This window comes from Bradyrhizobium sp. 62, assembly GCF_023073035.1.
Lineage (GTDB): Bacteria > Pseudomonadota > Alphaproteobacteria > Rhizobiales > Xanthobacteraceae > Bradyrhizobium.
Window position 1 is genome coordinate 367,513 of sequence record NZ_JADPIT010000015.1, and the last position, 22,206, is coordinate 389,718.

Consider the following 22,206-nt stretch of genomic DNA (forward strand, 5'->3'; position numbering starts at 1 on the left):
CAGCGCGTTGGGCGAGAGCGTCTGCCTGACGCTCGCCCAATGCCCGCCGGCTCATCGCGGCCCACCAACATCCCACGTAACCCCACGGAGAAATTAACCGGCCATTAACCATATCGGCGGCATCGTTAACCATTCAATAACAGGGAACGAGTCGGCCGCTATGGAGGCTGCAGTAAAACCTCAACGCCAAATGGTTCGCCTGCGCGGGCGCTCCTATGTGGCCTTCGTGTTCGTGCCGACGGTTCCCATCCAGGACTGGCTGCAGGAGATCGACACCACCATCGCGCGCTCGCCGGGCTTCTTCGCCGGCCGCCCCGTGGTGATCGACCTGTCCTCGGTCGATCTCAGTCAGTCCGGCATCGGCCATCTGCTCACCAGCCTTCAGGACCGCAACATCCGCGTGCTCGGGATCGAGGGCGTGGAGGAGGGCCGGCTGACCCCCATGATGCCGCCGCTGCTGTCGGGCGGGCGGAGCTGCGTGGTCGAGCCGAGTGCGCCCAAGAAGGTTGAGGCAAAGGTCGAGACCAAGCCGACTTCGCTGCTGCTCGAAAGCCCCGTGCGCTCCGGCCAGACCGTGATCTTTCCCGAAGGCGACGTCACCATTTTGGGTTCTGTCGGCTCCGGCGCCGAGGTCGTTGCCGGCGGCTCCATTCACATCTACGGCGCGCTGCGCGGCCGTGCCATGGCGGGCGTGAACGGCCACACGAGCGCACGCATCTATTGTCAGAAGATCGAGGCAGAACTGCTTGCAATCGATGGTTTTTACCAGACCGCCGACGATATCGACGCGGCCCTGCGCGGCAAGCCGGCTCAGGCCTGGCTCCAGGGCAACACCATGCGAATTACTGCGCTGAACTGACCAGAAGGAGATTTGAGAGATGGCCAAGGTACTGGTCGTGACGTCAGGCAAGGGGGGCGTCGGCAAGACCACGACGACCGCCGCGCTGGGAGCTGCGCTCGCGCAACGCGGCGAAAAGGTCGTGGTCGTCGATTTCGACGTCGGCTTGCGCAACCTCGACCTCGTGATGGGCGCCGAACGCCGCGTCGTGTTCGACCTCATCAACGTGGTGCAGGGCGTCGCAAAGCTGCCGCAGGCGCTGATCAAGGACAAGCGGCTGGAGAACCTCTGGCTGCTGCCGGCCTCGCAAACCCGCGACAAGGACGCGCTGACCGAAGAGGGCGTGGGCAAGGTCATCGACGATCTGCGCAGCCGTTTCGACTGGGTGATCTGCGACAGCCCTGCCGGCATCGAGCGCGGCGCCTCCATGGCGATGCGCTTTGCCGACGAGGCCGTGATCGTCACCAATCCGGAAGTCTCCTCGGTGCGCGATTCCGATCGCATCATCGGCATGCTCGATTCCAAGACGGTGCGGGCCGAGAAGGGCGAGCGGGTCGAGAAGCACATTCTCATCACCCGCTATGATCCCTCGCGCGCCGCGCGCGGCGAGATGCTAACCATCGAGGACATCCTCGAGATCCTCGCAACGCCCTTGCTCGGCATCATCCCGGAGAGCCAGGACGTGCTGCGCGCCTCCAATGTCGGCACGCCGGTGACGCTGTCGAACGCGGAAGGTGCTCCGGCGCGGGCCTATATCGACGCGGCGCGGCGGCTGTGCGGCGACACCGTGCCGATGCAGGTGCCGACCGAGCGCAAGGGCTTCATGGACCGCCTGCTGCGAAGGAGGGCCGCATGAGCATGGGTTTGCTTCGGCTTCTCCGCGGCAACAAGGCCTCTGCACCCGTCGCGCGCGAACGGTTGCAGATCCTGCTTGCCCATGAACGCGGACTGCGCGGCCAGCCCGATCTGCTCGGTGTGCTGCGTGAGGAAATTCTCGCGGTCGTCTCCAGGCACGTCACGCTGGACCCGACCAAGGTCATCGTCCGGCTCGATCGCGGCGACGAGGTCTCGACCCTCGAGGTCGATATCGAGGTGCCCAACGATTTCGAGCGCAAGCGCGCGGCGGCCGGGTAGGATTTCGGCCGCGACGCTTTGAATTTGGGGTGGGTGAGAAGGCGGTCCGCTGGGCATAGCGGGCCGCCTTTTGCGCGTCGAGTGAACGCTACGGAACGAGGTCCGGGGCTCAATCGTTGTGAACAACCCGCGGCGGCGCGATGCACCGCGGTTTCGTCAAACGGGAGAACGCCCATGATGACCGAGGTCCAGGTCCACACCGTCGCGCGCCAGATGTTGGAACAGCACGGTTTCGCGGCGATCGCGAAGGCCGCGGAACAGGCCAGGGCTTGCGAGGGCCGCGGCGAGGCCGATGAAGCCAAAGAGTGGCGTCACCTCGCCGACGCGATGAAGATCATTCGCGGTCCGCACCAGAGCTGACACTCCCGCGCGTTCAACGCTCCCCGCGGTCGGCTCCCTGCGGCGACGTACGATGCTGCGTCTGCGGCTGGGAGCGCTCGCCCGTTTCCTTGCAAGGCAGCGGCTCCCACGAGCCGTCCGGCGCCTGCTGATAAGCGCTGCACGATGACGGCGAGGTCGATTTGTCCTCACCCTTCTGGGCGTCGGAATTCTTCGCCAGCACGGGCGCAGTCAGGATCGTGGCGACGGCAAACGCCACGGCGAGAAGGACATGGTTGATCCGCATGGGGCTCCCCTGTTCGAATTCGAAGAGAGCCGCATGCTGGCGAGGATTGTGACGATTATTGGCCGAAGCAAAAGTTCCGGCGCGGCGTGCTTAACGCCGCGCGACAACGCTAGCCGCCCTTGCTGCGGATCAGGCCGGCGAGGTTGGTCTTCTGGGCCTCGCACCAGCTGGGCATGCCGAGGCGGCGTTGGTTGAGGTCGGTCGCCTGGGTGGCCACCGCGACCTCGGCCATCAGATCGTCGTCCTGCTTCTCGCCCAATTTGCCGCCGGTGTGCATCCACGCGATTGCCTTGCGGACCTTCTCGGTGGTGCCTTCGGGCAGCTGCATCTGCTCCGCCTTCTGCACCAGATCCTGGTAGACGACGTCGGTGCCGGGACATTCGACCTTGGCGGCGAAGGCCTGCAAGACCAACGTGACATAGGTCGAACGTGGATGGTCGGCCGCTTGGGCCGGCGCCGCCAGCAGCAACAGGGCCGTCATCAGAAAACCAGTGCGCATCCTTGGTACCTCCCCGAATTTTCGGGAAGGCTAGCGGCTGCCGCGCCGGTCCGCAATGGGGATAGCGTGCGGCTGCGAAGACGGCCCGCGGGCTAGCGCCGCCAGGCCGGCACCGGATCGAGCGGCGTGCGATAGACCTCTTTGTGATCGCGGTCGGTGACGCGCACAGCGCAACCCTTGCTTTGCAGCTCGGGCTTCACCTGCGACAGCTCGGTGGCCAGTTGAACGGCGCGATCGGAGGCGACCTCGATGTCTTCGAGGATGATGCCGCCCTGGTTCTTGAACTCTTCACCAACCACGAGATCGAAGGAATAGTAGGGCATCCGAATTCCCCGGTGTGACGAATTGAGCTTCGGGTGGACGTTTCAACACATGACCGATGGTACCACTGAGTCGATGTTTATCGAATGAACGGCGCGCGCAATCTCTGTGCTTATGGCGCAGAAATGATGTGCAGCATTCAAGCGTGTTAAGATTTTATTAAATATGTCGGCGTGATCATGAGGCATGGAATTGCAGCAGAACCGGGCTCCGGGAACCGGCAGCTGCAAGAGAAGGCCGCCGGCATAAATCCCGACGGCCTTTTCTCTTGATCGAGAACGATCGAAGCGCCGCGTCCCGTAGTCATCCGGAGTCAACGCATCATATCGACTCGGACAGCATCGCTGGCGCGACGCTTTCGTGTCATCGCGTGACGATCGTTCAGCGCAGCGGCATTGGCGGGCGTACGACAGGTCCGTCGTCGTCGGCAACGGCTTGCGTCGTCATGGCAGCTGGCGGTGGGACTGCGGCAGCCTGCGAAGGCGGCGGCGGAGCGAGCGGCGCGGGCGAATAAGCCGGCATGTAGGTGTGCGACACGACCGGCTTGGGCTTGCGAACCGGCGGCGCCGCGGGTCGCGGCGGCAGCGCGGACATTTGCGCGCGCGGATCGATGCGCGGCTTGGCATCGGCCACCGGCTTCTGCGCGGGCGGCTTCGCCATCTCGCGTGCCATCTGCTCCTGCCCGGCCTTCAACTCGGCGATGTTGGCCTTGAGCTGCTCGATCTGTTGCGCCATCGCGGCGAGATCGCGCGTCATCGACTGCACCGATTGTACAGGATCGGATTGTGCTGCCGCGGGCACCGCTGCTGCAAGCTGGGTTGCGGGCGGAGCCGCAGATTGATCGGTTGCTTGATCCGTGGCGGCTTGATCCGTTGCAGCCTGGTCCGCAGGCGCCGCGGCTTGTGCGGCGGCGACCGGTGCCGAGTGCGAGGTCGACGGCAGCAGCGACGACAATGCCGGGGTCCATTCGGCGAGCATCTGTCTTGCGGTGTCGCCATGTTTCTCCCAGGCGACAGTGGCGGCCGCGCTTCCGCCCGCAAACAGCATCGTGACGAACGCGCCGCGCAGCCATTTGCCGGCTGAGGAGCGCTTCTGCCGGCTGAGACCATCACTGGCCGCGACGCGCACGGCGGTGTCGACCGAGGGCGCTGCCGCCTGCGGCTCCACGAGGGGACTGAACTTCGGCTCCGGATTCGTTCTGGACTTCAGCGTGAACGCCGGATCTATCTTGGGCTCCGGACGGGCCGTAATCTCAGGCGCGAGCGCGGGCGCGACGCTGAGAGGGCGCGAGGCCAGCACAACGTCAGGCGAAATCTGCACGGCGTCGTGCGGGTCGTTGTTCGTGACCGTGTCCTTCACGATCTCATCGACGATTTGCCGAGAGTTCAGCGTCGCGAGCATCGCAGCTCCTTTGAAGCCTGGGTGTTTTGAAGCCCAGTTGTTGAGTAGTTGAAGTGTTGGCCGTCCGCATTCGCGCGAGCAGATCCGTGAGGTGAGCCCATCCAATTCCCCGAGGCCCAAGCACATGACGCACGAGTCCAGCCGGGTTTGACCAAAGCAAGGCGAGGGGATGGAGACTGTGCGACGCTCTTGCGCCGTTTGTGGTGATGGAACCTGGTTGATCAAACACGCGCAATTGTTCCGCAATGCCTTGTTTTCAGCACGATTTTGGCAGCATCTGGTGTTGCTGGGGGTGCTGCTATCGCTATCGGGGCCGGCGGTGCCAAGATCCTTATTCGTTCTATTCGTCCTTGCCATGCTTCCGTTGGGCGGCTGCATGCAGACAACGCTTTCGCCATCGACAGATGCGAGCATGACGCCGCGCGACCGGCAGTTGCTGGCGCATACGCCGTACGCGCAGGCGAACGTGCCCGCGCAATATCTCCGTCATATCGTCGATTATCCGCGCAAGGAGCAGCCGGGCACGATCCTGGTCGATACCGATGCGCGCTATCTCTATTTCGTGCTGCCCGAAGGCAAGGCGATCCGCTACGGCGTTGCGGTCGGCGAGGAAGCCATGGCGTTCTCCGGGGTCGCGCGGGTCGGTCGTCTGGCGGAATGGCCGGACTGGGTTCCGACGGCGGACATCCAGGCGCGGCTCGGACCCTATCCGGCGCGCGTGCCCGGCGGTCCCGCCAATCCGCTCGGCGCGCGGGGCATCTATCTCTATGCCGGCAACAAGGACACGCTCTACCGCATCCACGGCACCAACCAGCCGGAATATATCGGGCAGGCGATCTCGTCCGGATGCATCCGGATGCGCAACGAGGACGTGATCGATCTCTATGACCGGGTGAAGCTCAATTCAATGGTCGTGGTGCTGCCGCCCGGACAGAACGCGCAGGTCGAGGCGCGGCCCAGCTGGCGCGGGTGAGGTCGCCCTAGTTCTCGGGACGGGCGATGCGCCATTGCAGCGTCGTGGCATTGCCGTTGGCCTCGCCCGGCGCCTTGTCGGCCGGCGAGGTGTAGAGCGGACGATAGCGATATGCCCACATCTTGCTGCCGTCGTTGCGGTTGATCACGGTGAAATCGCCGATCGCCTTGGCATCGGCTGTTGCGGAGAGCGGAATCCAGCTCTCGACGCATTTTCCGTTGCAGTTCGATGTCTTGCCGGTGGTATCGCGCTCGTAATAGTAGAGCGTCATGCCGTTGAGGTCGACGAGCGTGGGGCCCTGCTTGGTCAGGATCACTTTCGCCGGTGAGGTCGCGGGCTTCGGCGGAGGAGGGGCATCGCCGCCGCCATGGCCATTCGCGAGCGCCGGAGCGGCCGAGAGCGCGATCGCCGCCGCCGCAATGAGGAACCTGAACATCCGAAACTCCAGACCGGCAAAGTTAATCGCGCGTTAAACGCCGAATGCCGCCGACCGTAACAGCCGAAGGTTAGTTCCTGGTTTCGCGATACTGCGACAATGAGGGGTAGAATTACGGGGCTTTCTGTCGTGGCGCGTTTTCTTGACGCGAAGCGGTGCCCCTTCGCTCGAAAACGCTCTATGCCTGCACCTCGCGCAACGGGGCGCGGCTGAGCTCGTTGCCGGCGGCGATGGCCTTGTGCAACAGCCGCATCAGATCCTCACCTTCCTTCGCGCTGAGGCCACGCAACATGATGCGTTGCGCGGATTCGACGGCCGGCGTGATCTTGCGCAGGGTGCGGCGGCCTTCGTCGGTGATCTCGAGCTCGCGGGCACGACGGTCGCGGCGCGAGGCGCGGCGCTCCGCGAGCCCCTTCTGCACGAGGCGGTCGATCACGCCGGTGATGGTGGTGCGGTCGTAGGCAATCAATCCTGCGAGCGTCACCTGGTCGAGCCCCGGATTGGCCTTGATGGTCGCGAGCGCGGCGTATTGCACCGGCGTGAGGTCGAAGCCGGCATCCTCGACCTCGGCCAGAAACACCGCGACCGCGATCTGCTGGAAACGGCGCGCCAGATGTCCGGGCATGTCGTTGTTGTCTTTCACCGAATTTCTCCGTTGGGGTAGGACGGCCGGGATCATTGACAAGTATACTGATAGTCAGCATACTGAGCAATATCCAAACAGAACATCGGCGGGAGAGGTGCTCATGCAATTCCATCTCAATGGATTTCAGCCGGGCGACCCTGAAATCGCAGATCCCGCCGCGCGCATTCAGCCTTCTGGCGCAACGGGCGCCGTGCCTGAAGAGGTCGATGTCCTCATCGTCGGCTGTGGTCCTGCGGGCCTGACGCTTGCGGCCCAGCTTGCGCAGTTTGATGACATCAAGACCTGCATCGTCGAGCAGAAGCCGGACCGCTTGCTGGTCGGGCAGGCCGACGGCATCGCATGCCGCACCATGGAGATGTTTCACGCCTTCGGATTCAGCGAGCGCGTCCTCAAGGAAGCCTGTTGGGTGAACGAGACGACATTCTGGAAGCCGGACGAGCGGCTGCCAGAACATATCGTCCGCAGCGGCCGGGTGCAGGACGTCGAGGACGGCTTGTCGGAATTCCCGCACGTCATTCTCAACCAGGCGCGCATTCATGACGGTTTTCTCGACGTCATGCGCAAAGCGCCCGCCAGCCTCGAGCCCCATTACAGCCGGCGCCTGCTCGACCTTCAGGTCGATCCGGCCGCGGGTCCCGCCGACCATGCCGTGACGGCGCGGCTCGAACGGCTCGATGCCGAGAACGAGGGCAAGATAGAGACGATCAAGGCGCGCTACGTCGTCGGCTGCGACGGCGCCCGCAGCACAGTGCGCAAATCGATCGGCCGCGAGTTGCTCGGCGATTCCGCCAATCATGCCTGGGGCGTGATGGACGTGCTGGCGGTGACCGATTTTCCGGACATCCGCTTCAAGGCCCTGATCCAGTCGGCGAAGGACGGCAGCCTGCTGATCATTCCGCGCGAGGGCGGTTACATGGTCCGCCTCTATGTCGAGCTCGCCAAGCTCGACATCGGCGAGCGCGTCGCCAATCGCAACATCACCGCCGATGACGTGATCGCGAAGGCGCAGCGGATCCTCAAGCCGCACACGCTGGATGTGAAGGAGATCGCGTGGTGGTCGGTCTACGAGATCGGCCAGCGACTGACCGACAAGTTCGACGACGTGCCGGGGACCGAGATCGCTAAGCGTCTGCCGCGGATCTTCATCGCCGGCGATGCCTGCCACACCCACAGCCCGAAGGCGGGGCAGGGCATGAACGTCTCGATGCAAGACGCCTTCAATCTCGGCTGGAAGCTCGCTGCCGTTTTGCGGAAGCAGTCTGCGCCAAGCCTGCTGCATTCCTATTCGGCCGAGCGCCAGGCCGTTGCGAAAGAGCTGATCGATTTCGACCGCGAATGGGCTGGGATTCTTGCGTCCGCCGCCAAGGCCGGCGGCGCCGATGCCGCCAGGACGCAGGACTATTTCGTCAGGCACGGTCGCTACACCGCGGGCACGGCGACGCATTACCGCCCGTCGGTTCTGACCGGAGCGACGTCCCACCAGCAGCTCGCGCAAGGCCTCGTCATCGGCACGCGCTTTCATTCCGCACCCGTGATCCGGCTTGCGGATGCCAAGCCGGTGCATCTCGGTCACGCAGCGTCCGCGGATGGCCGCTTTCGCATATACGCTTTCTCCGGCGCTGAGGATCCGGCAACAGCCGGCTCGGCTATACGCGCATTGTGCAATTTTCTCTCCGAGGCGCGGGAGTCCCCGGTCCGGCGTTATACGCCCGTGGCCGCCGACATCGACGGCGTGATCGACCTGCGGGCGGTCTTCCAGCAGGATCATCGCGAGCTCGCCGTCGATGCGATGCCCGCGCTGTTGCTTCCGCGCAAGGGCCGGTACGGCCTCATCGACTACGAGAAAATGTTCTGTCCGGACCTCAAGAATGGCCAAGACGTTTTCGCGATGCGCGGTATCGATCGTAAGGCCGGCTGCATGGTCGTGGTGAGGCCGGATCAGTATGTCGCGACCGTGCTGCCGCTCGATCATTTTGCTGCGCTTGCTGCGTACTTCGACGGTTTTATGCAGCAAGTGAACTGACGGGACGGCGGCGCACACACTCGCGCGTGCGCGCGATGTCGATGAACGGCGAATGAATATTGAACCGCGCGCGGCACTAGTCTCGATCTTTCGACGGATGAGACCTTCGTTCGCGGAACGCCCGTTCCGCTTGCGCGTTCCGACTCGAAAGAGGAGGACTACGCCATGAAATTCCGAAGCGTGTTGTTAGCCGCATTGCTGCTCGCCCCGACGGCCGCGCTGGCCGCTCCGGGTATGGTCACCGTCTCGACCGGCCTGCGCGCCGGGCCGGGTTCGGGCTTTCCCCTGGTCGATCGCATCCCCGAGGGCGCCCGCGTCGATATCCATGGTTGCCTGCGCGGCAAAGCCTGGTGCGACGTGAGCTTCTCGGATGACCGTGGCTGGGTGTCGTCGCAATATCTCGAGTATCTCTACCGCAATCACTACGTCTATCTCCCCGACTATGTCGACGAGATCGACGTGCCGATCGTCCCCTTCGTGCTGACCTCGTACTGGTCGAGCTATTATGAGGGGCGGCCCTGGTATCGGCGCCATGCCCACTGGAATAGCTACTGGACCTCGCATCAGCGCGAAGCGACGCGGATGACGATCGATCCGCGCGCGGCCCGGATCGGCCGCGCGGCAACGCGCGATGCGGCGGTTGCACTCGGGCGCAGCGGTGCGAATGCCAAGGAAAATATGAAGGGCGCGGCTGCGGTCTCCGGCCGTAATGCCATAACTTCACGACACGACGCCGCGATGGCCAGGCACGGGACTGCGGTGACGACGGACCGGAGCCGTGCGGGACGAAGCGACCGCATCGCGCATGAGCGGACCAATCTTCAGGGCCGCAATCCGCGCGATGCACAAGCCCGCATCATGCACGAGCAGGCCGCACACCGCGCGGCTGTGCGTGCGCAGCCGATGGCGCGCCCGCATGAGGCGCCGCGTGTCTCAGCAGCTCCCGCAAGCCGGCCCGCGATGCCGCATGTGGCCCAGCCCAACGTCAGCCACGGCTCGCCGATGAACGCTCATGCCCAAATGCCGGCGCCGCGCGCGGCTGCGCCTGCGATGCCTCATGGGGGTGGCGGCGGCGCTCCTCACATCAACGCCGCGCCGCACGGCGGCGGTGCGCCGGCCGGCGGTCCCGGTGGCGGACACCAGAAGCACTAGAGTTGCTAACGAAAGCCCGGCCCTCGCGCCGGGCTTTCTGCTGGGGCCGGAGCGGGTTCCCTGCCCATACAATTTGAGAAGCTTCTTCGCGGGCAGATTTCATCGATCGTAATATGTCTACTCAAAGCTGTAAGCATTCCACTCGGGGCAGCGGGGCACGGGAGGATGACGACGATGAGACAGAACCAGGCGGAGACGCGCCGCCATAATGTCGCGAAGCGGTCGATGACCAAGGAAGCCAAGCAGCTGTCTGGCCTGATTGCCGGATTGCGCCAATCTCTCGAGGTGATTCACAAGGAGCGATCGAGCACCAAACTCTCCGGCGCCGAGATGGGCCTTCTCGACGAACGCCGCAACAATCTGTTGCTGACCATCGCAGCCCTCGACGACCGCCTCTCCGCGGTGCAGGGGCTGATCGATCTTGGCCGCCCCCACATCATTCGCGTCCACTGATCGGAGCGCAGACCTGATGCTATCGGCTTCGTCGCGGCGGCGACGGAACCGGGCTCAGCTGCCGGCTCTGCGTGGCATAGGGATTGGCGTAGCACTGGGCGGATTGCCCGGAGGCGGTCGCGGCGCACTGCGCGATCGTCGCAAAGCTGCAATCGATGCTGCGGCCGTCGATGGTGTAGATCTCGATGCAGACAGGATGGCGCGGATCGTAGGTCTGAGCCGCTGTGGGCGCCGCGCCAAGCAGGCCCGCACCAAGGCAGCCCATGACAAGCAGGATCGCATTCATGATGCGGCGCACGAAAAGCTCCTTCGTAATCGGAACCAGGCACAATGCTGCCGCGGATGGCACCAAATTGCCACGCTCCCGGCGAATTGCCGCCAAAGCCCGCTGCCACGACGAGAGCGGGTGCAGGCAACGCTAAGGGGATGCGCATTGGCCTACAAGATGATCGCAGAACGCGACAATGAGAAGTGCAGTTTTGCCCGCGAGAGCCGTTTGCTCATCGTGGCGAAGGCAAAGGTTTGGGCAAGCGAGGGGTGGAAGGTCGTTATCACCGACCAGGACGGCAAGGCCTACGCGCCACCCGAGTTCGATCAGCTATTGGCGGCCTGACCGCAAGACGGGGCCGGGCAAGACATTGATTTCGCCATTTCGATTGGGGCGTGGCGTGATCGCGCCCCCTATGACTCTTCCAACGATGACTCTTGCGGCGGCCGCCGTTCTGACGGCGACGGTTGCCGTGGCGCAAAATCTCGATGCCGGCAAGTCGCCGCAAAAGCTTTTCGCCGATGGGTGCGCGACCTGCCATCGCAGCCCGCGCGGTCTTGCCAAGGGGCGCTTCAACCTGACGCTGTCCTGGTTCCTGAAGGACCATTACGCAACCAGTTCGGACACAGCCAAGGCGCTTGCCGCCTATCTGGAATCGGTCGACACGGCGCCGCCGCGAGCTGCGGCCAAGCCTGGCGCGAAGCGATCCGGGCCGCGTGCGCCCAAGCCGTCGCAAAGCCAGTAGGCGTGGGTCGGCTGCCGGCAGGGCGTCGCGAAGCCGAAGGCCTTGCCGGTGAACACCGTGCTTGCCGGCATCAATGCACCGTGGTCGCCGAGAACAGGTTGATGACCACCACTCCGGACACGATCAGCGCGATGCCGACGAAGGCCGCAGCGTCGAGCATCTGGCGAAACAGCACGAAGGAGATCGTTGCAGTCAGGATGATGCCGACCCCGCCCCAGATCGCATAGGCGATGCTCAGGGGGATGACCCGGATCGCGACCGACAGCGCGTAGAACGAGGCGACATAGAACAGCACCATCGCCAGTGTCGGCCACAGCCGCGTGAACTGCACGGATTGCTGGAGGAAGGCGGACGCCGTGACCTCGAGGACGATAGCGAGGGCAAGCGCTGCGTAGGCATTGAAGGCGTAAGTCATCACGGGCTCGGGCGTATTGTGCAAAGAAAGATACCGCACGGTACGGGGAATATGACGTTTGCCCGGGTCCAGCTATCACGTGTCAGTGACGAGCCTGCGACACGAAGGAGCGCCGCACGAAACCGCCGCGCGATGGTTTGCGCGGCGGCTCATTGGTCGTGGCGTTAGTTGATCCGCACGGAGAGTTCGACGTCCTCGGCAAAGGCCGTGGACATGTAGGCGCTTCCGGGCATCCGCATGCGCGCCAGATAGTCAGGGCTGTCGTCGGCGTTGTCGGCGACGATGATCGCGCCTGGCCGGAGATGGCCTTCGACCAGATCCAGGACATCGGGGTAGAGCGCCTTGGCGCCGTCGAGTAGCACGAGATCGATCGTATCAGGCAGATCGACTTGAAGCGTCTTCAGCGCGTCGCCTTCGCGGATTTCGACGAGATCCAGCAGCCCGCCGGCCGCGAGGTTCTCGCGCGCCCGGGCCGCCTTGGACGGTTCGAATTCGCTGGTGATGAGGCGGCCGCCGCCATTGTCGCGCAAGCCCGCGGCAAGGTGCAGGGTCGAGATGCCGAACGAGGTGCCGAACTCGACGATCGCTTTGGCGCGGGAGCTGCGTGCGAGCATGTAAAGCAGGTGACCGGTCTCGCGGGAGACCGCGAGCGGTGCGTCCTTCAGCCGCCCGTAGAGGTCGCGGTAAGCGGTCTTGCTCCGCATCATCCGTGCGCGGTCGGCGTCGGTCACATCGGCGAAGGCGGTTCGCATCGCGCCGCGCGCCGCTCCGTCCTGGTCGAACAGACGATCGAGCAGTGGCGCAAGTGATGTGATGGTCGGGGTGGTCATGTGTACTCTCCAGATGTCGCCGAGAGGCGAGTGCTTGCGTGAGAATTGAAATACGACTAATTCGTCGCATTCGCTATTCGCATTGCCCGAGGGCCCCATGGCCGATCGCCGAAGCCGTTCAGTTTCCTCCCGAAAACAGCCGCAGCAGGCCCGCTCGAACGAGCTGGTGGCGGCCATTCTGGACGCGGCTGTTCAGGTCCTGGCAAAGGAGGGGGCGCAGCGCTTCACGACGGCGCGGGTGGCCGAGCGAGCCGGGGTGAGCGTCGGGTCGCTCTATCAATATTTTCCGAACAAGGCGGCGATCCTGTTCCGCCTCCAGAGCGACGAGTGGCGGCGCACGAGCGAGCTCCTGCGCGGCATCCTGGCGGACCGGGCGAAGCCGCCACTGGTGCGGCTGCGCGCGCTGGTCCCCGCCTTCATTCGCTCCGAGTGCGAGGAGGCTGCAATCCGCACGGCCCTCAGCGACGCCGCGCCGCTCTATCGCGATGCGCCCGAAGCACACGACGCGCGGGCCGCCGGTAAAGGCATCGTCGCGGCCTTCATGAGGGAGGCCCTGCCCAAGGCGCCGGATGCGACGCGGGAGCTTGCCGGCGAGCTGATCAAGACGACGCTGAGCGAGGTCGGCAAGCAGTTCTCGGAGACACCGCGCAACGAGGCGGAGATCGCGCATCATGCCGACGCAATGGCCGACATGTTCTGCGCCTATATCGATGAGCTCGCGCGGCGGCGAGATCATTCCTGATATCCGCGTTTGCGGGCCAATATCGCTTCTGATCTGACCGGATCATGAGTTAGCCTCGATTTGTCCTCCAGCCCGCTAACGAGCGCCCCGCCATGCATGTCCTCCGCCCCCAATTCCGCATCGAGGAGCAGCAAGCGCTGGAATTCGCAACCCAGCGCGGCTTCGGCATGATCGTCGCGGCGGATGAGCGCGGTCCGCGCGCCTCGCACGTGCCCTTCGTGTTGGAGCAGCGCGACGGGCGCACGATCGTCCAGATCCATCTCACCGCCAGGAATCCGCTCGTTCCGCTCGCCGATGGCGCGCGGCCCTTTCTGCTGATCGTTGCCGGCGACGATGCCTACATCTCCAACGACTGGTATTCTTCGCGCGACAACGTCTCGACCTGGCTGTACGAGGCCGTGCACCTGTCGGGCGTGGCGCATCTGCGCGGGCTCGACGAGAACCGCGGGCACGGCGATGCGCTACTCGCGGTCGCCGAAGCGCGGCTGCCGAAGGCGCCCTGGGACCTGGCGCAGATGGAGCCGGACAAGCGCGAGACCATGTTGGCCACCATTCGCGTCATCGATCTCGTGGTGGATACCGTCGAGGGGCAGGCCAAGCTCAACCAGCACAAGAGCGATGCGGATCACGTCGCGGTCGCCGGCCGGCTGGCGCGGTCGGAGGAGAGCGGGCATCGGCGGCTGGCGCGGAAGATGCAAGCGCTGCGGCCGGGGCTTGGATATGATTATTCGTGATCTGGGCGACCCTTGTCTCGCTTGACGATTACTCCTACGGACCTCTTTCATGCTCGTCATCTCCATTCAAAGCCAGGTGGTCCACGGCCATGTCGGCAACAGCGCCGCCGCCTATGCCATGCAGGCGGAAGGCGTGAATGTCGCCGCGGTGCCGACCACGCTGCTGTCGAACCATCCGCGCTATCCGACCCTGCGCGGGCGGGTGCTGGAGACCGAGCTCGTTGCAGATCTGCTGAGAGGCGTCGAGGAGCGCGATCTCGTCGACGAGGCCGCGGTCCTCGTCACCGGCTATCTCGGTTCGTCCGGCAATGCCGCTGTCATTGCCGATTTCGTCGAGCGGGCGCTGACCCGCAATTCAAAACTGGTCTATCTCTGCGATCCCGTGATCGGCGACGATGGCCGCGTCTACGTCGCCGACGGCATCCTGGACGTGGTCCGGCACCGGCTGCTGCCGGCCGCCAATCTGACCACGCCGAACCAGTTCGAGCTCGGGCTGCTCGCAGGCCTCGACATCACAGATGCGCAGGGTCTGCGCGCGGCGTGCGCGGCGCTGGCCGGGACCGGCCGCATCGACGTGGTCGCCACCGGTTGCACGCTCACTGATACGGCGGAAGGGCAGGTGGAAACGATTCTGTGCGCCGACGGTCAGTTGTCGCGCTTTGCGACGCCGCGCCTGCCGATCCGCCCCTCAGGCACCGGCGATCTTCTCACGGGCCTGATCGCGGCGCATCTGGCCAAGGGCACAGCGACCGAGGCGGCGGTACGGCTCGCGGTCGAAACCATCTTTGCAGTGCTGGTGCGGACTCAGGAGGCGGGCACCGTCGAGATGCAGCTCGTACCGCTGCCGACGCCGGGACGATAAGGTGTGATACTCAGGTCGCGCGTTTCGCGGCCGATTGCGCTGATTTCTGCGGCTTTGCCGGAACCTTCTGCTCGCGCGTCGCCTGTGCCTTCGCCTTTGGCGGCTTTGCGCTTGCCACGGCCCGCGCCTTCCTCGGCTTGACGCTGGCTTCCTTACGGTCCGACGTGCCTCGGCGCGAGACATATTCCGTACCGTCGACCGGGCCGACATGCGGGGGATCGCGGCCGAGATAGGGTCGGCCGATACCGAGCGCCTTGCCATTGGCATCGACCCACTTCCACAGCACCTCGGTCGAGACCCAGCGTTGCGCGCGGTTGTCGCCCTTGGTGCTGACGATGTCGGCCGCCATGCCGTGGCCGTAGCCGCCGCGCGTGCTGCCGCCGTGATAGGAGCGGTCCGAGGCAGCCTTCAGGCCGCTCGCGATCGACTGGCGATAGTCGTCCCGGAACGCGCTGGTGATGCCCGGCGAAAGCCCGGCAGCCTCAGCCGCGAGCAACGTGCGAAACAGCTTTTTCTTGAAACTCTTGTCCATGCCGCCGATGACGTAGTCCATCATCGACATGCCGGCGCGGTCGGCCGCCTTCGGATCCTTCCAGCCAAAGTCCTCGTCGACCAGTTTCGTGAAGCTGCGCATCACGGTCACCATCTTGCCCTTGCGCTTGACGGTGACAGCGCGCCGATCCTCGACCTTGACCGAGTCTTCCTTGGGCGTGCGCTGGTAGAGCGCCCAGAGATAACGGTCGATGCAGGCTTCGATGACGTAGCATTCGTCGAGCACCGCGGTCGTGTCCGCAGACGGCGAGGCCTTGCTCGCGGCAGGCGCAGGGCCGGTCGCGATCGTCGCGGGCGACAGTGCGTCCGTCGTCGCGATCTCGGTGGGATCGGCCGAGGCGAGTTTGATCACGGGCTCCGGCGCGGGAGCCGGAGCCACCTCGCTGGCGACTGGAGTCGGCTCAGGCGAAATCTGCGGCACGAGCGGCGCTTCGGTCGGCAAGATCAGCAACGGGTCGGCCGAGGCGAGCTTGATGGCCGGAGCTGGCGCCTCGGGCGCTGCCGTTTCAGTGGTTACGATCGACGGTGTCGCAGCGACGGCGGCCGCGATGTCGGCGGTCAGGGCAACGCCGTCCTCGATGGCCGCAGCGTGCGGGATGTCCGCGAGGTCAAGCCGGCTGAGATCCTTCGCGCGCGAGACGGCGGAAGCATTCGCGCCGCTGTTCTCGATAAGGGCAGGGGCATAGGCGGACAAAGAGAGCGCCAGCCAGCCGGCGAGAACCGCCGAGGGGCAGGAGACCGCCACCAGAAGAGACCGCCGATCATTCATGATCCCTGCCTCCAAACGGTTCTGTCGAACCTCGTCTTCTCCGAACAGTCTTGACCAAACAGTCTTGCACGAAAAGGCACGCTACGCGTCGATTGTTCGGAGGACGGTGTGGCGGCGCAATGGCGCAATTCGGCGAAATGGGGCTTTTCGAGCGGGTGTTGCGCGCGGGCAACGCAGGTTCCATTGTGGTTTCAGGGGGCCGTAGTCGAAAGGGCCCGCAAATGCGGCATTCATTGTCATCAACTTGAGGCGACTGAATTTACTCAATCTTGGATTGTGGCTGTGCAAGTCTCCCGCGTCGGCGATTCCGGCAGAGTTGGGAAGGACACGCACATGAAACTGAAATGCAAATGGGCCGAATTCGCTGCCGATGAATCCGGCGCTACCGCGATCGAATACGGCCTAATCGCAGCCGGCATCGCGCTCGCGATCATCGAGATCATCTACGCCCTCGGCACCAACCTCGTCGCAAAGCTGCAATCGCTGGCGACAGCGCTGAAATAAGCTGTGCGGTGCGGCGCCCGGCGCTTCGCAACCTTGGGCCGGCTGGCGCGTTAGGCGGCCATGACGCATTCGTCGCTTCGTCCCATGGACGCCTTCGATCCTTCCGAGCCCGCCATCCTGCACGACCAGCTCTCCGATACGATCATCACGTGGACCGCTGAGCAGGCTGACGATTTCAGGCGTGCCAGCCAGCCGGGACAGGACGGAACCGTGATCTGGAAGACCTACGTCTTCGACGGCTGGGGACACGTGCTCGGCGGCTGACCGCCGCTCATAAAAGTGTCATGTCGCAGTCGGCGGTGATTCGGCCAAAGCCTTGTGCGCATTAAACATATTGCTATGCACCGGGCGCGTTGTTGCAATGCAGCAACGCATGTCGCAACGCAGCAAAATGAGCTTAGATGTGCTCCGAACCTTCCATCAGGAGCATCACCCATGAACAAGAAGACTCTGTCGATCGCCGCCGCCATTCTGACGATCGCGGGCAGCACCGCGGCTTTCGCCGCCGAGCTGCCGACTTATGAGGTCAACGGCTTTCCGGTCTCCCCGATGCAGGTGCGCGTGCTCGGTGCAGCGCATGTCGAGCAGCAGGCCTCGGCGCCCACTACTGTCGCTTCGGTCCACCAGACCCGCGTTCTGTCGCCGCGCAAGGTGAAGACGGCTGACGTCACGACGGGCAGCGCCCGCTGATCTGGGGACGCCACAAGCCAACATCAAGCCAACGTGATGCAGGCTCGTTTTCTCCGAGCCTGCCTGGACCGCGTTCCCTTTCGGGAGCGCGGTCTTTTTTTGGCGCAGCGAGTCATGATCACGTGCGGTTGTGTACGGCCGTTCAAAGCGAGTGTGATCTCTTTAATAGTTGCTTTGCAGATCGCGGCGCTTGATGCGGGCGCCGCTTATTGAGCAGCCAAGAATCATTTTCATAATGGAGTAGTCATGCCCGTTGCACAGAAAGCCGTTGTTGCAAGCGTCTCGCCGCGCGCGTTCATTCTCAGGCATCTCGCCTTGTTCGCAGCCGCCGCGCTGTTCGTGTTCGTGCTCAGCCTGACCTATGGGCTCGATCTCAGCCCCGGGTTTTTCTGAGAGAAGGCGCGCTGGCGTCTCTCGCTTGCGTGCCAGCCTTGCAGGCACATGGGTTGAGCCATGGCCTCTGTCGGCGTACCGCTTTGTCCCATGGATCAGCGGACGAGCGGCGCTGACGCTCTCACTCAAAAGAACGATCAGGCGCCGGCGCTTGTCGGCGTGCTCTGCGGCCTTGCCGCGGCGGTGTTCTGGGCGCTCGGCTTTGCCGGCACGCGGCACGGGCTCAAGGTCGGCTTCACGCCGGTCGATCTGCTCGTGCATCGCTATGTCTGGTCCGGCATCGCGTTCCTGCCGCTGGTGATACGCGGCGGAATCTCCGATCTCTGCGGCATCGGCTGGGGCAGGGGCCTTGCGCTGATGGTGCTCGGCGGCCCCGTGATGTCGCTGATCTCCTACACCGGTTTTCTGTTCGTGCCGCTCGGCCATGGCAGCGTGATCCAGCCCTCCTGCGCGACGCTCGGCGGCCTGCTGCTCGCGGCCTTGTTTCTGAAAGAGCATGTCTCCGCGTCGCGCATCGCTGGCGCCCTCGTCATCGTCGCCGGGCTCGGCGTGATCGGCGCGGAATCGATCGGTCATATCGGCGTCGATGGCGTGCTGGGCGATCTCACCTTCGTGCTGACCGGATTGATGTTCGCAGGTTTCGGCGCGCTGGTGCGCCACTGGCGTGTCTCCGCCGTGTCGGCCGCGCTCGTCATCAACGTGCTGTCGCTGCTGCTGCTGCCGATCTACCTCATGACCGGCGGCCTCGCGCGGATCGCGGCGATCGGTGTCGGTGAGAACGCCATCCAGGCGCTGGCGCAGGGCGTGCTTGCGGGTCCGGCTGCGCTTTATCTGTTCGCCGTCTCGGTCCAACGCCTCGGCGTTGCCCGCGCCGCCGTTGTCCCCGCCTGCGTGCCGGCGCTGACGGTGCTCACCGGCTGGCTCCTGCTCGGCGAGCCGCCGACACTATTGCAGACGGCGGGATTGGTGACGGTGCTGTGCGGATTCTATCTGGCGCAGAGGCAGCAATAGACCGCAAGCCTCCGCACGGCGCTTACCATTCGATGGCGGTGAACTTGATCCTGCGGCCGGTCAGCTCCCGCCCGAGCCGCTCGGCGCGCTCGCTGGCGGATTTGCCGAGCAGCCGATACCTGCCTCCGAGAGCCTTGTCGGCGACAACCTGATGCCGGATGTTTTCGTACAATCGCAAGACGGCCTGATCGCTCAGATTGTCGAACATGTCATCGGTCGGGTTTGGTTTGGTCGCGTCGCTTGTTGGCGGTCCTCGCAGAGCGGCCTCCCAAGTCTTGTTCGTACGGATGTCGGCTCATGGGTAGCGGTCCGGCGCAGCAACGTATGTCCACTTCTGAACATTGCGACATGCGGCCGCCTCGGCTTACGCTTTCCTCACGAACTCCGATTTCAAATTCATCGCGCCGATGCCGTCGATCTTGCAGGCGATGTTGTGGCCGTCGGTCGCGTCCTGCAGGCGGATGTTGCGGACCTTGGTGCCGCCCTTGACGACGGAGGAGGAGCCCTTGACCTTGAGATCCTTCATCACGATGACGCTGTCGCCATCAGCGAGCGCATTGCCGTTGGCATCGCGCACGCCGGCCTCCTGCGCGGCGTCCGCGGCGGCCTCCGCCGTGCCGCTCCATTCATGGCCGCATTCCGGGCAGACCCAGAGGCCGCGATCCTGATAGGCGTGCTCGGAGTTGCAGGTCGGACATTTCATCGCGTCGGTCATCGTTTGCCTCGTCGCCCGTCACGGGCGCGCCGCACGCTTTCCGCCGGAAAAGATGGATTGGGAGCAAATCCTTTACCATGGCTTTCAGTCCTGGTCGAACCCCTGGAAATTTAGGAGTTCGGGAAAAATTCTGCGGTATCGAGGTCCGGAATTTGTGGCTGCGTCGGTTCGACGTCGCAGCGGAAGGGAGTGTTCTGGTCATGAGCGAGCATCGCGCCGCAGTCAGACATCACACGCTGCGCACCGGCATTGTCGAATTCGACAACGGCACCGGCAAGATCATCAGCGCGCCCTGCACGATCCGCGATGTCTCGGGCACCGGCGCGCGCCTCGGCCTCAACGCCTCGCTCTGGGTCGCCGAGCAGTTCACGCTGGTCTTCAGCAGCGGACTGCGCAAGGACTGCCGCGTCGCCTGGCGCAAGGGCCGGCTGATCGGCAGCGCATTCGCGGACGGCTATGCGAGCGCGGACGAGCAGGCCGTGATGATGACCGCGGACGAGCAGTCCCGCCACCGGCTTGGGATCGGTGCGCGCCTCAGGGCTGCGCGCGAAAAACGCGGCTACACGCAAGGCCAGCTCGCCGAACTCATCGGCGCCACGCCGGCCTTCGTCTCGCTGGCCGAGCAGGGCATCGCGGACATTCCGCTGTACCAGCTGATGCACATCGCCGATCTGCTGATGGTCGGTCTCGATGGGCTCGTCGCAGGACCGGCGCCCGAGGACGTGGACGCGGCGTAGGCGGCGCCGCCTCAAAACAAAAACGTCGAAAACAACCCCATGCACAGTAGAAATCCCGAGGGATTTCAGCGTGTTGAAAATCCGAAAAAGCGGTGGTGTTGAGCCGTAGCACGGATGGAGCGCAGCGGGCTACGGGCCTCGCACCGACTTCGGTGATACCGAATCGAATTTGACTCGTCGGGCAAAACAGGGGCAGTATGGCATGATGGCGCCGCTGGAAGCTGGTGGCTCGCCAGCTGCGGAGCGACATGCCGAAGACACCAAAAAGAAAACTGAAGGCCTACCAGACCTCGCTCGGCTTCTACGACCAGGCGATCGCCGCGCCCTCGATGAAGGCGGCGCTGGACGCCTGGGGCGCCAGGTCCAATCTGTTTCATCAGGGCGCCGCGAAGGAGACCGACGATCCCGACATCGTCGCGGCGACGATGGAGAAGCCGGGCGTGGTGCTCCGGCGTCCGGTCGGATCGGACGGGGCGTTCACCGAGCATTCCGAGTTGCCGACCGATCTCGCTGACGACGAGGCCACGCCGAAGCGCAAGGCCAAGTCCAAGGCGAAGTCCAAACCGAAAAAGAGTCCTTCAAAGGCTGCAAAGCAACCAGCCCGCAAGATCGACGCTCAACAGGCGCGCAAGGCCGCCGCGGCGTTCGAGAAGGAAGAGAAGCGGCGGGAAGCCGAGCGCCGCAAGGAGGAGGCCGCCCGCGCCAAAGAGCGCGCGCGTCGCGACAAGGCGGTCGCAACTGCGCAGGCCGCATTGGACGAAGCGAGGCGGGAGCACGAATCGCGGGCGGAGGCGATTGAAGCCGAGCGCGCTGCACTCGACGAACGCGCCGAAGCGGAGCAGAGCCGGTGGGACAAGCAGAGGATGAAGCTGGCGGAGGCTGTGCGTCGCGCGCGGGAGTAAATGCCCGGCCATGCGCGCCGCGTCGTCGTCCTTGGCGGCGAGGTCGCGGTTCCATGCCTATATGGACTGATGTCCCACATAGGTTGCCATGTCTGAAAAGCCGTCGATTTCTAAAAGCCCCAATTCTGCAAGCCCAATGATCGTGCGCTCGCGCCGCGCGGCGCCTGTCCTGGTTTGCCGCAAGTGCCTCAAGCGCAGCGACGACGGCCGCGACGTCAGGCGTGCGCTGAAATCCGAACTGAAGGCGAACAAGCGCGACGGCACCAAGCCGGGCAAGCTGATCGTGACCGGATGCTTCGGCCTGTGCCCGAAGCAATCGATCGTGATCGCGAGCGGCGCCAGCCTGGCGCGGCAGGAATATGTGCTGGTTGCGGACCGCGATCAGGTGCCGCGAGCGCTCGCGCTGTTGGATGGCAAGCCCGGCGCATGATGGTCGGTCAGCGCTGCGCCGAAAAGGCGGAGCGGCCGGCGTCGGTCATTCCGGCAAAGCTTGATCGCAAATTCGCTTGCCTTGCCTGGCGTCCTTTTGCACTCTGGCGGCAAGGAGACCAACGCATGAAGATCATGACTGTCGCGTGTGCGCTCGGAACCGCCCTGGTGCTGGGCAATCTCGGGATATCGGATGCCGAAGCCCGGACGCGGAAGGCTCGCGTGGTGGATGAACAACGGCTGAGGGTGGATGTTCCGGTGCTCCGGCCGACGCCGTGGGATTACAATATCGTTCCACGCTATCGTTACCGCCCTGAAGACGACCGGGTCGATCCCTATGGCCCGCCGCTGGTGTCGTCGTATGTCCGCTACGAGGGCTGGCGGTGGCCGTATTGGTGGTGAAGGGC

The 22,206-nt window shown here is 64.5% G+C and carries 34 protein-coding genes; 22 read left to right on the forward strand and 12 right to left on the reverse strand.

Annotation, left to right across the window (positions count from 1 at the left end; all coding sequences use genetic code 11):
- Window positions 1-160 precede the first annotated feature (160 nt).
- The 4 genes from minC to IVB47_RS12150 all read left to right on the forward strand — a co-directional run bounded on the left by minC (window position 161) and on the right by IVB47_RS12150 (window position 2,332).
- Window positions 161-859, forward strand: coding sequence for a septum site-determining protein MinC (gene minC, locus IVB47_RS12135; RefSeq protein WP_027569772.1), 699 nt, complete (start codon window positions 161-163; stop codon window positions 857-859).
- Between the two features lie 19 nt (window positions 860-878).
- Complete coding sequence (gene minD, locus IVB47_RS12140) at window positions 879-1,694, forward strand: septum site-determining protein MinD (protein ID WP_007591740.1); 816 nt, start codon at window positions 879-881, stop codon at window positions 1,692-1,694.
- Window positions 1,691-1,972 (forward strand): cell division topological specificity factor MinE, encoded by a 282-nt coding sequence (gene minE, locus IVB47_RS12145; RefSeq protein ID WP_007591739.1) that lies wholly within the window; start codon window positions 1,691-1,693, stop codon window positions 1,970-1,972. Before minD ends, minE begins: the two co-directional genes overlap by 4 nt.
- A 174-nt stretch (window positions 1,973-2,146) precedes the next feature.
- Complete coding sequence (locus IVB47_RS12150) at window positions 2,147-2,332, forward strand: hypothetical protein (RefSeq protein WP_027517632.1); 186 nt, start codon at window positions 2,147-2,149, stop codon at window positions 2,330-2,332.
- Window positions 2,333-2,345: 13 nt separating this feature from the next.
- On the opposite strand, the gene IVB47_RS12155 is transcribed toward IVB47_RS12150, so the two are convergent.
- The 4 genes from IVB47_RS12155 to IVB47_RS12170 form a co-directional block, all read right to left on the reverse strand.
- Window positions 2,346-2,597: a hypothetical protein gene (locus tag IVB47_RS12155; RefSeq protein ID WP_247434285.1), complete on the reverse strand. Its 252-nt coding sequence runs from the start codon at window positions 2,595-2,597 to the stop codon at window positions 2,346-2,348.
- A 109-nt stretch (window positions 2,598-2,706) separates the two neighbouring features.
- Window positions 2,707-3,096: a hypothetical protein gene (locus tag IVB47_RS12160; protein WP_027517634.1), complete on the reverse strand. Its 390-nt coding sequence runs from the start codon at window positions 3,094-3,096 to the stop codon at window positions 2,707-2,709.
- 92 nt (window positions 3,097-3,188) lie between these two features.
- Window positions 3,189-3,419 (reverse strand): hypothetical protein, encoded by a 231-nt coding sequence (locus IVB47_RS12165; protein WP_007591727.1) that lies wholly within the window; start codon window positions 3,417-3,419, stop codon window positions 3,189-3,191.
- A 379-nt stretch (window positions 3,420-3,798) separates the two neighbouring features.
- Window positions 3,799-4,818, reverse strand: a complete 1,020-nt coding sequence (locus IVB47_RS12170; RefSeq protein ID WP_247463142.1) for a hypothetical protein — start codon at window positions 4,816-4,818, stop codon at window positions 3,799-3,801.
- A gap of 355 nt (window positions 4,819-5,173) precedes the next feature.
- On the opposite strand from IVB47_RS12170, the gene IVB47_RS12175 reads away from it, so the two are divergent.
- Window positions 5,174-5,791, forward strand: coding sequence for a L,D-transpeptidase (locus IVB47_RS12175; RefSeq protein WP_247461787.1), 618 nt, complete (start codon window positions 5,174-5,176; stop codon window positions 5,789-5,791).
- Window positions 5,792-5,798: 7 nt separating this feature from the next.
- Here IVB47_RS12175 and IVB47_RS12180 read toward each other — a convergent pair whose 3' ends face one another.
- Together IVB47_RS12180 and IVB47_RS12185 are read right to left on the reverse strand one after the other, a co-directional pair.
- Window positions 5,799-6,227: a hypothetical protein gene (locus IVB47_RS12180; protein WP_247286284.1), complete on the reverse strand. Its 429-nt coding sequence runs from the start codon at window positions 6,225-6,227 to the stop codon at window positions 5,799-5,801.
- 178 nt (window positions 6,228-6,405) lie between these two features.
- Complete coding sequence (locus IVB47_RS12185) at window positions 6,406-6,870, reverse strand: MarR family winged helix-turn-helix transcriptional regulator (protein ID WP_027569777.1); 465 nt, start codon at window positions 6,868-6,870, stop codon at window positions 6,406-6,408.
- Between the two features lie 103 nt (window positions 6,871-6,973).
- Between IVB47_RS12185 and IVB47_RS12190 the strand changes: the two genes are divergently transcribed.
- The 3 genes from IVB47_RS12190 (at window position 6,974) to IVB47_RS12200 (ending at window position 10,501) form a co-directional block, all read left to right on the forward strand.
- Complete coding sequence (locus IVB47_RS12190) at window positions 6,974-8,896, forward strand: FAD-binding monooxygenase (protein ID WP_247461789.1); 1,923 nt, start codon at window positions 6,974-6,976, stop codon at window positions 8,894-8,896.
- A 165-nt stretch (window positions 8,897-9,061) separates the two neighbouring features.
- Window positions 9,062-10,048, forward strand: coding sequence for an SH3 domain-containing protein (locus IVB47_RS12195; protein WP_247461790.1), 987 nt, complete (start codon window positions 9,062-9,064; stop codon window positions 10,046-10,048).
- Window positions 10,049-10,222: 174 nt separating this feature from the next.
- Complete coding sequence (locus IVB47_RS12200) at window positions 10,223-10,501, forward strand: hypothetical protein (RefSeq protein WP_027517641.1); 279 nt, start codon at window positions 10,223-10,225, stop codon at window positions 10,499-10,501.
- A 19-nt stretch (window positions 10,502-10,520) separates the two neighbouring features.
- On the opposite strand, the gene IVB47_RS12205 is transcribed toward IVB47_RS12200, so the two are convergent.
- Window positions 10,521-10,799, reverse strand: coding sequence for a DUF3551 domain-containing protein (locus tag IVB47_RS12205; RefSeq protein ID WP_247461792.1), 279 nt, complete (start codon window positions 10,797-10,799; stop codon window positions 10,521-10,523).
- 108 nt (window positions 10,800-10,907) lie between these two features.
- Between IVB47_RS12205 and IVB47_RS12210 the strand changes: the two genes are divergently transcribed.
- Both IVB47_RS12210 and IVB47_RS12215 read left to right on the forward strand, forming a co-directional pair.
- The gene (locus IVB47_RS12210) at window positions 10,908-11,114 is read left to right on the forward strand and encodes a hypothetical protein (protein ID WP_027569781.1); all 207 of its coding nucleotides are present in this window, start codon (window positions 10,908-10,910) and stop codon (window positions 11,112-11,114) included.
- An 85-nt stretch (window positions 11,115-11,199) separates the two neighbouring features.
- Complete coding sequence (locus IVB47_RS12215; protein WP_027569782.1) at window positions 11,200-11,514, forward strand: hypothetical protein; 315 nt, start codon at window positions 11,200-11,202, stop codon at window positions 11,512-11,514.
- A 70-nt stretch (window positions 11,515-11,584) separates the two neighbouring features.
- On the opposite strand, the gene IVB47_RS12220 is transcribed toward IVB47_RS12215, so the two are convergent.
- Window positions 11,585-11,929: a multidrug efflux SMR transporter gene (locus IVB47_RS12220; protein ID WP_247461794.1), complete on the reverse strand. Its 345-nt coding sequence runs from the start codon at window positions 11,927-11,929 to the stop codon at window positions 11,585-11,587.
- 164 nt (window positions 11,930-12,093) lie between these two features.
- Window positions 12,094-12,759 (reverse strand): class I SAM-dependent methyltransferase, encoded by a 666-nt coding sequence (locus IVB47_RS12225; RefSeq protein ID WP_247461796.1) that lies wholly within the window; start codon window positions 12,757-12,759, stop codon window positions 12,094-12,096.
- A 97-nt stretch (window positions 12,760-12,856) separates the two neighbouring features.
- Between IVB47_RS12225 and IVB47_RS12230 the strand changes: the two genes are divergently transcribed.
- The 3 genes from IVB47_RS12230 (at window position 12,857) to pdxY (ending at window position 15,097) form a co-directional block, all read left to right on the forward strand.
- Window positions 12,857-13,501 carry a TetR family transcriptional regulator gene (locus IVB47_RS12230; protein ID WP_247461797.1) on the forward strand — a complete coding sequence of 215 codons (645 nt, stop codon included), beginning with the start codon at window positions 12,857-12,859 and terminating at the stop codon, window positions 13,499-13,501.
- A gap of 92 nt (window positions 13,502-13,593) precedes the next feature.
- Entirely contained in the window at window positions 13,594-14,235 is a 642-nt protein-coding gene (locus IVB47_RS12235) for an FMN-binding negative transcriptional regulator (RefSeq protein WP_247461799.1), read from the forward strand.
- Window positions 14,236-14,284: 49 nt separating this feature from the next.
- Window positions 14,285-15,097, forward strand: coding sequence for a pyridoxal kinase (gene pdxY, locus IVB47_RS12240; RefSeq protein ID WP_247461801.1), 813 nt, complete (start codon window positions 14,285-14,287; stop codon window positions 15,095-15,097).
- A gap of 10 nt (window positions 15,098-15,107) precedes the next feature.
- Here the strand turns inward: pdxY and IVB47_RS12245 are convergent, their stop codons facing one another.
- Window positions 15,108-16,418, reverse strand: coding sequence for a hypothetical protein (locus IVB47_RS12245; protein ID WP_247461803.1), 1,311 nt, complete (start codon window positions 16,416-16,418; stop codon window positions 15,108-15,110).
- Between the two features lie 333 nt (window positions 16,419-16,751).
- On the opposite strand from IVB47_RS12245, the gene IVB47_RS12250 reads away from it, so the two are divergent.
- From IVB47_RS12250 to IVB47_RS12270, 5 genes are all read left to right on the forward strand, one after another.
- Window positions 16,752-16,922 carry a Flp family type IVb pilin gene (locus tag IVB47_RS12250; protein ID WP_007609602.1) on the forward strand — a complete coding sequence of 57 codons (171 nt, stop codon included), beginning with the start codon at window positions 16,752-16,754 and terminating at the stop codon, window positions 16,920-16,922.
- 60 nt (window positions 16,923-16,982) lie between these two features.
- Window positions 16,983-17,186: a hypothetical protein gene (locus IVB47_RS12255; RefSeq protein WP_027569790.1), complete on the forward strand. Its 204-nt coding sequence runs from the start codon at window positions 16,983-16,985 to the stop codon at window positions 17,184-17,186.
- Window positions 17,187-17,357: 171 nt separating this feature from the next.
- The gene (locus IVB47_RS12260) at window positions 17,358-17,612 is read left to right on the forward strand and encodes a hypothetical protein (RefSeq protein ID WP_027569791.1); all 255 of its coding nucleotides are present in this window, start codon (window positions 17,358-17,360) and stop codon (window positions 17,610-17,612) included.
- Between the two features lie 246 nt (window positions 17,613-17,858).
- On the forward strand, window positions 17,859-18,005 hold the full coding sequence (locus IVB47_RS12265; RefSeq protein ID WP_167552239.1) for a hypothetical protein: 147 nt from the start codon (window positions 17,859-17,861) through the stop codon (window positions 18,003-18,005).
- Window positions 18,006-18,095: 90 nt separating this feature from the next.
- The gene (locus IVB47_RS12270) at window positions 18,096-19,016 is read left to right on the forward strand and encodes a DMT family transporter (protein WP_247461805.1); all 921 of its coding nucleotides are present in this window, start codon (window positions 18,096-18,098) and stop codon (window positions 19,014-19,016) included.
- 22 nt (window positions 19,017-19,038) lie between these two features.
- Here IVB47_RS12270 and IVB47_RS12275 read toward each other — a convergent pair whose 3' ends face one another.
- Together IVB47_RS12275 and IVB47_RS12280 are read right to left on the reverse strand one after the other, a co-directional pair.
- Window positions 19,039-19,224, reverse strand: a complete 186-nt coding sequence (locus tag IVB47_RS12275; RefSeq protein ID WP_247461807.1) for a hypothetical protein — start codon at window positions 19,222-19,224, stop codon at window positions 19,039-19,041.
- A 156-nt stretch (window positions 19,225-19,380) separates the two neighbouring features.
- Window positions 19,381-19,731: a zinc ribbon domain-containing protein YjdM gene (locus tag IVB47_RS12280; RefSeq protein ID WP_007591698.1), complete on the reverse strand. Its 351-nt coding sequence runs from the start codon at window positions 19,729-19,731 to the stop codon at window positions 19,381-19,383.
- 200 nt (window positions 19,732-19,931) lie between these two features.
- Between IVB47_RS12280 and IVB47_RS12285 the strand changes: the two genes are divergently transcribed.
- From IVB47_RS12285 to IVB47_RS12300, 4 genes are all read left to right on the forward strand, one after another.
- Complete coding sequence (locus tag IVB47_RS12285) at window positions 19,932-20,468, forward strand: helix-turn-helix domain-containing protein (RefSeq protein WP_247461809.1); 537 nt, start codon at window positions 19,932-19,934, stop codon at window positions 20,466-20,468.
- A gap of 248 nt (window positions 20,469-20,716) precedes the next feature.
- Window positions 20,717-21,370 carry a cell envelope biogenesis protein TolA gene (locus IVB47_RS12290; RefSeq protein ID WP_247461811.1) on the forward strand — a complete coding sequence of 218 codons (654 nt, stop codon included), beginning with the start codon at window positions 20,717-20,719 and terminating at the stop codon, window positions 21,368-21,370.
- 136 nt (window positions 21,371-21,506) lie between these two features.
- The gene (locus IVB47_RS12295; protein ID WP_247461813.1) at window positions 21,507-21,800 is read left to right on the forward strand and encodes a hypothetical protein; all 294 of its coding nucleotides are present in this window, start codon (window positions 21,507-21,509) and stop codon (window positions 21,798-21,800) included.
- Window positions 21,797-22,201, forward strand: coding sequence for a hypothetical protein (locus tag IVB47_RS12300; RefSeq protein ID WP_247461814.1), 405 nt, complete (start codon window positions 21,797-21,799; stop codon window positions 22,199-22,201). The genes IVB47_RS12295 and IVB47_RS12300 overlap by 4 nt, the downstream gene beginning before the upstream one ends.
- Window positions 22,202-22,206 lie beyond the last annotated feature (5 nt).